This window comes from Buttiauxella sp. (assembly GCF_035271705.1).
Taxonomy (GTDB): Bacteria; Pseudomonadota; Gammaproteobacteria; order Enterobacterales; family Enterobacteriaceae; genus Buttiauxella.
Genome location: NZ_DATERI010000040.1, coordinates 1 through 13,160, shown reverse-complemented (window position 1 = coordinate 13,160; position 13,160 = coordinate 1). Strand labels below are relative to the sequence as shown.

Below are 13,160 nucleotides of genomic sequence, written 5' to 3'. Positions count from 1 at the left end.
GTTGATGAAACAGAATATGCCTGGCGGCACTAGCGCGGTGGTCCCACCTGACCCCATGCCGAACTCAGAAGTGAAACGCCGTAGCGCCGATGGTAGTGTGGGGTCTCCCCATGCGAGAGTAGGGAACTGCCAGGCTCCAATTAAGCAAAAAGCCCTGTACTGACGTGCAGGGCTTTTTGCTGTCTGTGTCAGACACAGAACCCCCGCTGGCCCCCCCCTGTCATGCAAGCCAACCTGTAAAACCTCCCCAGTACCCTCATTATATTTCACTACTAAAACTGTTATTAACAAGCATAATCCACCGTATGAAAACCTTGTTCTTAAGTGAAACATTTTCAACTATCTTATGAACACTCGACATTTGACAAAGGTCGAGTTATCTTCAGCTATCTGGATGTCTAAACGTTTAAACGTATGCTGTGAGGAAGTAAGGTTATGCCAATTCGGGTACTGGATGAGTTACCAGCAGTCAATTTCCTGCGTGATGAGAATGTCTTTGTCATGACAACATCGCGTGCCAGCAACCAGGAGATCCGTCCGCTAAAAGTGCTCATACTTAATCTGATGCCGAAAAAGATTGAGACCGAGAACCAGTTTTTGCGTCTGCTCTCTAACTCTCCTTTGCAAGTTGACGTACAACTGTTGCGTGTCGATTCCCGCGAATCCCGTAATACACCGACTGAGCATCTCAATAATTTCTACTGTAATTTCGACGATATTCAGGACGAAAATTTTGATGGTCTGATCGTCACTGGTGCCCCACTCGGTTTGGTTGAATTTAATGATGTTGCCTACTGGCCGCAGATCGAACAAGTGATTCACTGGGCCAAAGATCACGTGACCTCAACGCTCTTTGTCTGTTGGGCTGTGCAGGCTGCACTGAATATTCTCTACGGTATCCCTAAACAAACGCGCAAAGAAAAGCTGTCTGGAGTGTATGCACATAACCTCACTTACCCACATGCCCTGTTAACTCGCGGTTTCGATGACACCTTCCTGGCGCCACACTCACGCTACGCTGATTTTCCTGCAACATTGATTCGTGACTACACCGATCTCGAAGTTCTGGCTGAATCTGAAGAAGGGGATGCATATCTGTTTGGCAGCAAAGACAAGCGTATTGCCTTTGTTACGGGTCATCCGGAATATGATGCACATACCCTTTCAGGTGAGTATTTCCGCGACGTAGAAGCGGGTCTGAATCCTGATGTGCCGTATAACTATTTCCCTAATAACGATCCGCAGAAAAAGCCGCATGCTACATGGCGTAGCCACGGGAATTTACTGTTCACCAACTGGTTAAACTACTATGTCTACCAGATAACACCATTCGATCTGCGTCATATGAACCCAACGCTCGATTAAGCGTTTCAGCATCCCACCAGCTCTGAGATCAAGGCACCTACGGGTGCCTTTTTTATTTTCTAAAAACGCATTCCCTACCTGAATAATATTTAACTTCATATATATCAATGCGATGAATGATTTTAATTACAAAAATGGAAATTGTTTTTGATTTTAAAAAATCATGAAGTAGTCTTAACACTGTTGAGTGAAAACCGGACGCTGGACGGACCAGATCCATTTGGCAGTATCGACGGGATAAGACGAGGGGAAAATCCAATGACACAACAGACAGTTAGCGCAGAGTTGGCCTTTAGCCAGCCATTTGGTGAACCAGAGCGGCAGATCCTGACGCCTGATGCAGTAGAGTTTCTCAGCGAACTCGTCACCCGCTTTACACCGCAACGTAATATGCTGTTGGCGGCGCGCACCGTTCAACAGGCTGAAATCGACGCAGGTAAGCTTCCCGATTTCATTTCGGAAACCAGTTCCATTCGAGAATCAGAATGGACTATACGCGGGATTCCAGCCGATTTACTCGATCGCCGTGTTGAGATTACCGGGCCAGTCGAACGAAAAATGGTAATTAACGCGCTGAATGCTAACGTCAAAGTGTTCATGGCTGACTTTGAGGATTCTCTGGCTCCAAGCTGGAGCAAAGTTATCGACGGGCAAATCAACCTGCGCGATGCCATCCGCGGGACGATCAGTTGGGCTAACGAAGCCGGGAAAATTTACCAGCTCAAACCTGATCCGGCAGTATTAGTCTGCCGTGTGCGTGGCCTGCACTTACCGGAAAAACACGTCACCTGGCGTGATGATCCCATTCCTGGCAGCCTGTTTGATTTCGCGCTCTACTTCTTCCACAACGTGGATGCTCTGCAGGCAAAAGGTAGCGGCCCGTATTTCTACCTGCCAAAAACACAATCCTGGCAGGAAGCGGCCTGGTGGAGCGAAGTGTTCAGCTTTACCGAAGATCATTTCTCCCTGCCGCGCGGCACCATTAAAGCGACGTTGCTGATTGAAACGCTCCCAGCAGTATTCCAGATGGATGAGATCCTGCATGCGCTGCGCGATCACATTGTTGGCCTGAATTGCGGGCGTTGGGATTACATCTTCAGCTACATCAAGACGTTGAAGAATCATCCGGATCGCATCCTGCCGGACAGGCAGTCGGTCACCATGGACAAACCGTTCCTGAATGCTTACTCACGTTTGCTGATCAAAACCTGTCATCGCCGGGGTGCTTTCGCTATGGGGGGCATGGCAGCGTTCATCCCGAGTAAAGACAGTCAACGTAACGACTGGGTACTCAACAAAGTGAGAGCCGATAAGCAAATGGAAGCCACCAATGGCCACGATGGCACATGGGTTGCGCATCCAGGTCTTGCCGACACGGTGATGGAAGTCTTTAGCAATGCGTTGGGCGACGATAAAAACCAATTGTCGATTTTGCGTGAAGAAGATGCGCCGATTACCGCAGCACAACTGCTGGAGCCGTGTCCTGGCGAGCGCACAGAAGAAGGTATGCGGGCCAATATCCGCGTTGCGGTGCAGTACATCGAAGCATGGATTTCCGGCAATGGTTGCGTGCCGATTTATGGCTTGATGGAAGATGCCGCCACCGCAGAAATCTCACGCACCTCAATCTGGCAGTGGATTCATCATCAAAAAACGTTGAGTAACGGCGAGACGGTGACTAAGGCGCTGTTCCGCCAAATGCTGGCCGAAGAGATGTTCGTTATTCAGGAGGAGTTAGGTGACGAGCGTTTCAGCCAGGGGCGCTTTGATGAAGCTGCTCGTCTGATGGAGCAAATCACCACCTCTGACACCTTAATCGATTTTTTGACACTGCCAGGCTACCGCCTGCTTGCCTGATTTCCAGGCTATTTTATTTGCCATTTTGGACCCGGGCTGTGCTCAGAATCCTCATGTACTACATGTACGTTTCGGTTCTTGCGCGCAGGCCGTGTCCAAACTGCCAGCAACAATAACGCCTGGAAAACCGGGCAGCATATGGAGCATCTGCAATGAAAACCTCACGCACTCAACAAATCCAACAATTACAAGAAGATTGGACTCAAGCACGCTGGGAAGGTATTAAGCGCCCTTATACCGCAGAAGAAGTCATCAAGCTGCGCGGCTCGGTGAATCCAGAATGTACCCTGGCACAAAACGGCGCAGCCAGAATGTGGCGCTTGCTGCACGGCGAATCGAAAAAAGGTTATATCAATAGCTTGGGTGCGTTAACTGGCGGGCAGGCGTTACAACAGGCGAAAGCAGGCATTGAAGCCATTTATCTTTCAGGATGGCAGGTTGCGGCAGATGCGAACCTGGCTTCCAGCATGTACCCGGATCAATCGCTGTATCCAGCAAACTCCGTTCCAGCGGTGGTCGATCGGATCAACAACACTTTCCGTCGTGCCGATCAGATCCAGTGGGCATCAAATATCGAGCCGGGTGATCCGCGCTATGTCGATTACTACCTGCCGATCGTCGCCGATGCTGAAGCAGGCTTTGGTGGCGTACTCAATGCATTCGAGCTGATGAAATCAATGATTCAGGCCGGTGCAGCAGCCGTTCACTTTGAAGACCAATTAGCTTCGGTGAAGAAGTGCGGCCATATGGGTGGCAAGGTACTCGTACCGACTCAAGAAGCCATTCAGAAATTAGTCGCAGCACGTCTCGCAGCTGACGTAATGGGTGTACCGACACTGGTGATTGCTCGTACTGACGCTGACGCCGCTGATTTAATCACCTCAGATTGCGATGAATACGATCGCGAATTCATCACTGGCGAACGCACACAAGAAGGGTTCTATCGTACCCGTGCAGGTATTGAGCAGGCAATTAGCCGTGGCCTTGCTTACGCGCCTTACGCTGATTTGGTGTGGTGTGAAACGTCGAAACCAGACCTTGAGCAGGCACGCCGTTTTGCTGATGCCATTCACGCCCGTTTCCCTGGAAAACTGCTGGCTTACAACTGTTCGCCATCGTTTAACTGGAAGAAAAATCTGGATGATAAAACCATTGCTTCATTCCAGGAGGAACTGTCAGCGATGGGCTACAAATACCAGTTCATTACGCTGGCAGGCATCCATAGCATGTGGTTTAACATGTTCGACCTGGCTCACGCCTACGCGCAGGGCGAGGGAATGAGACATTACGTTGAGAAAGTGCAGCAACCAGAGTTTGCCAAAGCACCAGAAGGCTACACCTTCGTTTCCCATCAGCAGGAAGTTGGCACCGGCTATTTTGACCGCGTGACGACGATTATTCAGGGCGGCGCATCTTCAGTTACCGCACTGACCGGCTCAACGGAAGAAGAACAATTCTGATGTGAGGAACCAGCCTAAGGGTCTGCGTAGGGCGGATAAGCAGCGCATCATCCGCCGTTTTTTTGCTGTGAGGTAAAGTATGACACGTAGGCTGGAACTGTTAATTGCGCACACCATCTTGCAAGGCTTTGACGCGCAATATGGTCGCTTTCTGGAAATAACTGCCGGAGCGCAGCAGCGCTTCGAGCAAGCAGACTGGCATGCGGTTCAGCGGGCGATGAAAAGTCGCATCCATCTTTATGATCACCACGTGGGCTTGGTGGTGGAGCAATTACGCTGCATTACGGGTGGTCACAATACTGACGACGAGTTTTTATTGCGCGTCAAAGCGCAGTACACCCAGTTGTTGCCCGATTACCCTCGTTTTGAAATCGCCGAGAGCTTTTTCAATTCCGTTTATTGTCGCCTCTTCGACCACCGCTCGTTATCTCCCGAGCGGCTTTTTATCTTCAGTTCTCAGGATGAAAAGCGCTTTCGTGCGATTCCTCGTCCGCTGTCTAAGACATTTATTCCCACTTCAGGATGGCAACCCCTTTTGGGCACCTTACTCCGAGACTTGCCCTTACGGCTGCCATGGCAAGATTTAGCGCGTGATGTGGGTTACATCATTGCGCATTTGACAGAAACCTTTGGTGCGGATGTTTTGCAGCATGCTTCCCTGGACATCGCCAACGAACTGTTTTATCGCAATAAGGCCGCCTGGCTGGTTGGAAAGCTGGTGTTGCCGACCGAGACAGTACCTTTTTTGCTCCCCATTCATCGTACGGATGATGGGCTTTTAGTGATTGATACCTGTCTGACCAGCAACTCCGAGGCGAGTATTGTCTTCGGCTTTGCGCGATCGTATTTCATGGTATATGCCCCACAGCCTGCCGCTTTGGTTGAATGGCTACGTGAGTTATTACCGGGTAAAACGACCGCTGAACTGTATATGGCGATTGGTTGCCAGAAACACGGTAAAACCGAAAGCTATCGTGAATACTTGACCTATATTGCTGCGGCTGACGAGCAGTTCATTGAAGCGCCCGGTATCCGTGGAATGGTGATGCTGGTGTTTACGCTCCCAGGGTTTGACCGGGTCTTTAAGGTCATTAAAGACAAATTTGCCCCGCAAAAAGAGGTGACTGCCGAACGGGTGCGTGAGTGCTATCAGCTGGTTAAGGATCACGATCGCGTTGGTCGTATGGCCGATACCCAAGAGTTTGAAAACTTTGTGCTGTCAAAACATCAGATTAGCCGACCACTGCTGGAGTTGTTGTATCAGGAAGTCCCAGGAAAATTAACCGATCTGGGTGACCATATTGCCATCAGCCATCTCTATATTGAACGCAGAATGGTGCCGCTGAATTTGTGGCTGGAGCAAGTAGAAGGGCAGCCGTTGCGCGATGCGGTAGAAGAGTACGGTAATGCCATCCGCCAACTTGCTGCCGCGAATATTTTCCCCGGCGACATGTTATTTAAAAACTTTGGTGTCACCCGGCATGGGCGTGTCGTGTTCTACGATTACGATGAGATTTGCTACATGACGGAGGTGAACTTCCGTGACGTACCGCCGCCGCGTTATCCAGAAGATGAACTCTCCGCCGAACCGTGGTACAGCGTAGCGGCGGGCGATGTATTCCCCGAAGAGTTCCGTCACTATTTATGCGCCGACCCGCGTATCCGTCAGCTGTTTGATGAGATGCACAGTGACCTGTTTCGCGCCGATTATTGGCGCACGTTGCAGGAGCGTATCCGCAACGGTCACGTAGAAGATGTGTTTGCCTATCGCAAGCGCCAACGGTTCTGCCAGCGCTACCCATCATCTTTCTGACAACAAATGCGTTGGCTGCACTTGCTCACCCAGTCACTGACTCAAGTCAGTGACTGGGGATTCACGGGCAAAAGAATAGCTCTATCGCCCACCACCGTACGCCTGAGTTATCTCTTTCGCCGCTTTAATCACTAACGCACCCAACTCAGTGACGCGGTCATCCGTAATGCGCGAAATCGGCCCGGAAATCGAAATGGCGGCAAACGCTTCATGATGCTCATCAAAAATACATGCGGCGACACAACGCAGGCCCAGAGCATGTTCTTCATCATCAAATGAATAACCGCGTTTGCGGGTTTGCGCCAAATCTTCTTTCAGATGCAGCGGGGATGTGAGCGTCGCAGGAGTGTAACTGTGCAGACCTTTGCGATGCAGCAAAGTCACAACTTGATCGTCACTTAGATTGGCAAGAAACACCTTTCCGGCACCCGACGCATGCATCGGCAATTTGCCGCCAATAGGGGCGGACATACGCATCAACTGGGCGCATTGTACCTGGTCGATAATAATCGCCTGGTGATCGCTATGGTCGAGCACGGCCAGATTCACCGTTTCGCCGGAATCTTCCATCACCTTGCGCAGCATCGGGTGCACAATTGCCAGAAGATTACGGCTTTGCAGGAAGCTACTGCCGACGACGAACGCGTGTGCGCCAATCGTCCAGTGACCTAAATCACCAATCTGGCGAACAAAGCCAAGCTGCTGCATAGTCGTCAGCAGACGATGAGTCGTTGAATTAGGTAAGCCAGCCTGCTGTGCAAGTTCAGTGAGCGCAACGCTACCATGAGACTCGGCAATCCATTCAAGCAGTTTCAAACCGCGAGTTAATGACTGAACCTGCCCGGTAGGCTGTGGCGCAGTGGCGGTGGCTGTGCGCGGTTTTTTTCCACGCTTGGCGGGAACGGCAGCGACCATAACTAACTCCTGTTTTCGTATCGTGGAAATCATTTTCGTTTTATTTGAAGATAATGCAACCTGCATTGGACTCATCGGATCAGTTAGGTGAACATGTCTCATGTTCTATTGCTTTGCGACTCTACCCTCATACTTCAAGTTGCAGATGCGTTGACTGCACCCGTGCGCTCCGGTCACATAGTTCACTATGCTCCCGGGGACTTACGGCCTGGTCGCTTTTTCTGCAACTCGAATTATTTTGGGTATATTACAACTTGTGACAGTATGACTTGTTGGGCTGACTGGCTTGGGTAAACAGGTGGGAGTGAGAGTGAGCAATAATTTAGAAAAACTGCATGAGCAGTTGAAAGAACGTATTTTGGTACTGGATGGTGGTATGGGAACCATGATCCAGAGTTACCGTCTTGATGAGAGCGATTTCCGAGGTGAGCGCTTTGCGGACTGGCCGTGTGACCTGAAAGGGAACAATGACTTGCTGGTGCTGAGTAAACCGGAAATCATTGCCGCCATTCACTACGCCTATTTTGAAGCCGGTGCCGACATCGTCGAAACCAACACCTTCAACTCAACGACCATCGCGATGGCGGATTACCAAATGGAATCCCTGTCGGCAGAAATTAACTACGAAGCGGCAAAACTTGCCCGCGCATGCGCTGACGAGTGGACTGCTCGCACACCAGAAAAACCACGCTATGTGGCAGGTGTTCTGGGCCCAACCAACCGTACCGCCTCTATTTCCCCGGACGTTAACGATCCCGCGTTTCGTAATGTCACCTTTGATCAGCTGGTGGATGCCTACCGTGAATCCACTCGTGCGCTGGTGGAAGGTGGTGCAGATCTGATAATGATTGAAACGGTGTTCGATACCCTGAACGCCAAAGCGGCTATTTTTGGGGTTAAAACCGAATTTGAAGCGCTGGGTGTCGATCTGCCAATCATGATCTCTGGCACCATTACTGACGCCTCAGGCCGTACGCTTTCCGGCCAAACTACCGAAGCTTTCTATAACTCATTACGCCATGCAGATGCGCTGAGCTTCGGCCTGAACTGTGCATTGGGGCCAGATGAACTGCGCCAGTATGTCGCAGAGCTTTCACGTATCGCTGACTGCTATGTCACCGCGCACCCGAACGCCGGTCTGCCCAATGCCTTTGGTGAATACGATCTCGATGCCGCTGAGATGGCGAGCCAGATTGGCGAATGGGCAAACGCAGGGTTCCTGAATATCATCGGCGGTTGCTGTGGTACCACTCCGGCACACATCGCTGCGATGAGCAAAGCCGTTGAAGGGGTTGCACCACGTAAATTACCTGAACTCCCCGTTGCCTGCCGTCTGGCGGGTCTTGAGCCGCTGAACATTGGCGCGGACAGCCTGTTTGTTAACGTCGGTGAGCGTACCAACGTCACGGGTTCTGCCAAATTTAAACGCCTGATCAAAGAAGAAAAATATAATGAAGCGCTGGAAGTTGCGCTTCAGCAGGTAGAAAGCGGCGCGCAAATCATCGACATCAATATGGATGAAGGGATGCTCGACGCCGAAGCGGCGATGGTGCGTTTCCTCAACCTGATTGCGGGTGAGCCAGACATCGCTCGTGTGCCAATCATGATTGACTCCTCGAAATGGGACGTCATCGAAAAAGGCCTTAAGTGTATTCAGGGCAAAGGCATTGTTAACTCGATTTCCATGAAAGAGGGAGTCGAGGCGTTTATCCATCACGCAAAATTGGTGCGCCGCTACGGCGCCGCCATGGTGGTGATGGCGTTTGACGAAGTGGGTCAGGCCGATACTCGCCAGCGCAAAATCGACATATGTCGCCGCGCCTACAAAATTCTTACCGAAGACGTCGGTTTCCCGCCAGAAGATATTATTTTCGACCCGAATATTTTCGCTGTTGCGACCGGTATCGAAGAACATAACAACTACGCCCAGGACTTTATCGGCGCGTGCGAAGACATCAAACGCGAACTGCCTCATGCGATGATTTCCGGTGGTGTGTCGAACGTGTCGTTCTCCTTCCGTGGTAATGACCCGGTGCGCGAAGCGATTCACGCCGTGTTCCTGTATTACGCCATCCGTAACGGCATGGACATGGGCATCGTCAACGCCGGGCAACTGGCAATTTACGATGATTTGTCTGCTGAACTGCGAGATGCCGTTGAAGACGTGGTCCTCAACCGTCGTGATGACGGCACTGAGCGTTTGCTGGATTTAGCCGAAAAATATCGCGGCAGCAAAAGCGACGATGGCGCGGCCGCGCAGAAAGCTGAGTGGCGCAGCTGGGACGTCGTAAAACGTCTCGAATACTCGCTAGTCAAAGGCATTACCGAATTTATCGAAGCTGACACCGAAGAAGTACGCCAGCAAGTTGCCCGCCCGATCGAAGTGATTGAAGGGCCGCTGATGACCGGTATGAACGTGGTCGGCGACCTGTTTGGCGAAGGTAAGATGTTCCTGCCACAGGTTGTGAAATCTGCCCGCGTGATGAAACAAGCGGTGGCGTATCTCGAACCTTACATCGAAGCCAGCAAAGAAAAAGGCTCAACCAACGGTAAAATCGTGCTCGCCACGGTGAAAGGCGATGTCCACGACATCGGAAAAAACATCGTTGGCGTGGTGCTGCAATGTAACAACTACGAAATTATCGACCTTGGCGTTATGGTGCCAACCGAGAAAATTTTGAAAACCGCGCGTGAAGTGGGTGCGGATATTATCGGCCTCTCTGGGCTGATTACGCCGTCGCTGGACGAAATGGTGAACGTCGCCAAAGAGATGGAGCGCCAGGGCTTTACGCTGCCGCTGCTGATTGGCGGTGCGACGACCTCTAAAGCGCACACCGCGGTGAAAATCGAGCAGAACTACAGTGGTCCAACGGTTTACGTACAGAACGCCTCACGTACCGTAGGTGTCGTTTCGGCCCTGCTGTCATCTACTCAGCACGACGATTTTGTTGCTCGCACCCGCAAAGAATATGTCACCGTGCGTACCCAGCATGGCCGTAAAAAACCGCGCACTCCGCCGGTCACACTTGCTGCGGCGCGTGAAAACGACCTGGCATTTGATTGGGCATCCTACACGCCACCGGTTCCACATCGCCCGGGTGTACAGGAAGTGACGGCCAGCATTGAAACGCTGCGTAATTACATCGACTGGACGCCATTCTTTATGACCTGGTCGCTGGCCGGGAAATACCCGCGCATCCTTGAAGATGAAGTGGTGGGTGAAGAAGCGCAGCGCTTGTTTAAAGATGCCAACGATATGCTCGACAAATTGCATACGGAAAAACTCCTGACGCCGCGCGGCGTGGTGGGACTGTTCCCGGCAAACCGTGTCGATGATGATATCGAAATCTATCGCGATGAATCTCGTACCCAGGTACAGACTGTGGCGCACCATCTACGTCAGCAGACCGAGAAAGTCGGTTTTGCCAACTACTGTCTGGCCGATTTTGTCGCGCCAAAACATAGCGGCAAAGAGGATTATATCGGTGCGTTTGCAGTGACGGGTGGTATGGAAGAAGACGCACTGGCAGAAGGTTACGACGCACAGCACGATGACTACAACAAAATCATGGTGAAAGCGCTTTCTGACCGTCTGGCGGAAGCCTTTGCGGAATATCTGCATGAGCGCGTGCGTAAGGTTTACTGGGGCTACGCGCCGACAGAAAACCTCAGCAACGAGGATCTTATCCGCGAAAACTACCAAGGGATTCGCCCGGCACCGGGGTATCCGGCTTGTCCGGAACACACCGAAAAAGCGACCATCTGGGAATTGCTGGATGTTGAAAACGTCGTCGGCATGAAACTGACCGAGTCCTACGCTATGTGGCCAGGTGCTTCGGTTTCCGGTTGGTACTTCAGCCATCCAGACAGCAAATACTATGCCGTAGCGCAGGTTCAACGCGACCAGGTGGAAGATTATGCGCGTCGTAAAGGGATGACCGTCACCGACGTTGAACGCTGGTTGGCACCGAATCTGGGTTACGACGCAGACTAGTTCGCTTCGACCTGGTTTACTAGCCAGTTTGATCCTGAGCAGTGCTCGCCCTCGTCACGGACTACGTGTACGCTCCGGGGTTGTGCGCTGTCCGAGTTCAAACTGGCTGTGGGACCTACGCTCGATCAGTAGACTTCTCCGTATATACTGGAAAGAGAAGGAATTTCTTAACTAATCACTTCCAGGAGAGCGTGTGCTTACTTTACTGCATCTGCTTTCTGCGGTGGCATTATTGGTATGGGGAACGCACATTGTGCGTACCGGCATCATGCGAGTGTATGGGGCCAATCTCCGTAGCGTGCTCAGCCGCAGTGTTGAAAAAAAACCATTCGCCTTCTGTGCGGGTATTGGTGTCACAGCACTCGTTCAGAGTAGCAACGCTACCACCATGCTGGTGACATCGTTTGTTGCCCAGGATTTGGTCGCACTCACGCCTGCACTGGTCATTGTACTGGGGGCTGATGTGGGGACTGCGCTGATGGCGCGTATCCTGACCTTCGACCTTTCCTGGTTATCGCCGTTACTCATCTTCCTTGGCGTTATTTTCTTCCTCAGCCGTAAACAGACGCGGGCGGGGCAACTTGGGCGCGTGGGTATCGGCCTTGGGTTGATTCTCCTGGCGCTGGAGTTGATTGTTGCCGCCGTGACGCCGATAACGCAAGCCTCTGGGGTGAAGGTGATTTTCGCCTCGTTGACTGGCGATATCATGCTTGATGCACTGATTGGCGCGATGTTCGCCATCATCAGTTATTCCAGCCTGGCGGCGGTACTACTGACTGCCACACTGACGTCGGCTGGCATCATCTCGTTTGATGTAGCACTTTGTCTGGTGATTGGTGCCAACCTCGGCTCTGGTCTGCTGGCGATGCTCAATAACAGCACCGCAAATGCAGCGGCTCGTCGTGTTGCTCTTGGAAGCCTGCTCTTCAAGCTGGTGGGTGGGGTGATTGTGCTGCCGTTCATTCACGTTCTGGCGGACACGATGCAAAAACTCTCGCAGCCAGAATCTGAATTGGTTATCTATTTCCACGTTTTCTATAACCTGATTCGCTGCCTGGCGATGGTGCCGTTTGCTGGTGCGATGGCCCGTTTCTGCCGTAGCGTGATTAGCGAAGTGCCTGAACTTGATACGCGCATGAAACCCAAACATCTTGATGTCACCGCGCTGGATACCCCGGCGCTTGGGTTGTCAAACGCGGCGCGTGAAACCTTACGTATGGGGGACGTACTCGAGCAAATGCTGGATACCTGGAGCAAGGTGATGCACGGTGAACCGCGTCAGGAGAAAGAGCTGCGTAAGCTCGCCGATGATGTCGATGTGCTGTACACCGCGATCAAACTGTACATGGCACAGATGCAAAAAGAGGAGCTGGCAGAAGTCGAATCGCGTCGGTGGGCGGAAATTATTGAGATGTCGCTAAACCTCGAACAGGCGGCGGATATTCTCGAACGCATGGGTAGCGAAGTGGCAGATAAATCGTTAGCTGCACGCCGGGCGTTCTCATCTGATGGCCTGAAAGAACTGAATATTCTGCTTCAGCAGCTCACCAGTAACCTGAAACTCAGCTTGTCGGTATTCTTCTCCGCAGATGTAAACAGTGCTCGCCGTTTGCGCCGTAACAAACATCGTTTCCGTATTCTGAATCGTCGTTTCTCACATGCGCACGTTGATCGCCTGCATCAACAAAACGTGCAGAGTATCGAAACCAGCTCGCTGCACCTCGGTTTACTCGGGGACATGAAGCGTCTGAACTCG

At 51.7% G+C, this 13,160-nt stretch carries 7 protein-coding genes and 1 rRNA gene; 7 read left to right on the top strand and 1 reads right to left on the bottom strand.

Annotated elements, in window-relative coordinates:
• Positions 1–19: 19 nt before the first annotated feature.
• The 5 genes from rrf (at position 20) to aceK (ending at position 6,495) form a co-directional block, all read left to right on the top strand.
• Positions 20–135: ribosomal RNA gene (gene rrf, locus VJY99_RS02990) — 5S ribosomal RNA — on the top strand.
• Between the two features lie 300 nt (positions 136–435).
• Positions 436–1,365 carry a homoserine O-acetyltransferase MetA gene (metA, locus tag VJY99_RS02985; RefSeq protein ID WP_324116183.1) on the top strand — a complete coding sequence of 310 codons (930 nt, stop codon included), beginning with the start codon at positions 436–438 and terminating at the stop codon, positions 1,363–1,365.
• A 258-nt stretch (positions 1,366–1,623) separates the two neighbouring features.
• Positions 1,624–3,222, top strand: coding sequence for a malate synthase A (aceB, locus tag VJY99_RS02980; RefSeq protein ID WP_324116181.1), 1,599 nt, complete (start codon positions 1,624–1,626; stop codon positions 3,220–3,222).
• 152 nt (positions 3,223–3,374) lie between these two features.
• Positions 3,375–4,682, top strand: a complete 1,308-nt coding sequence (gene aceA, locus VJY99_RS02975; protein ID WP_324116179.1) for an isocitrate lyase — start codon at positions 3,375–3,377, stop codon at positions 4,680–4,682.
• A 79-nt stretch (positions 4,683–4,761) separates the two neighbouring features.
• Complete coding sequence (aceK, locus tag VJY99_RS02970; protein ID WP_324116177.1) at positions 4,762–6,495, top strand: bifunctional isocitrate dehydrogenase kinase/phosphatase; 1,734 nt, start codon at positions 4,762–4,764, stop codon at positions 6,493–6,495.
• A gap of 81 nt (positions 6,496–6,576) precedes the next feature.
• On the opposite strand, the gene iclR is transcribed toward aceK, so the two are convergent.
• A complete protein-coding gene (gene iclR / locus VJY99_RS02965) occupies positions 6,577–7,410 on the bottom strand; it encodes a glyoxylate bypass operon transcriptional repressor IclR (protein WP_324116175.1) in 834 nt (277 codons plus the stop codon).
• Positions 7,411–7,720: 310 nt separating this feature from the next.
• Between iclR and metH the strand changes: the two genes are divergently transcribed.
• The gene (gene metH / locus VJY99_RS02960) at positions 7,721–11,404 is read left to right on the top strand and encodes a methionine synthase (protein WP_324116174.1); all 3,684 of its coding nucleotides are present in this window, start codon (positions 7,721–7,723) and stop codon (positions 11,402–11,404) included.
• Positions 11,405–11,597: 193 nt separating this feature from the next.
• Positions 11,598–13,160 (top strand): Na/Pi cotransporter family protein (locus tag VJY99_RS02955; RefSeq protein ID WP_324116172.1); only part of this gene is annotated, 1,563 nt, incomplete at its 3' end.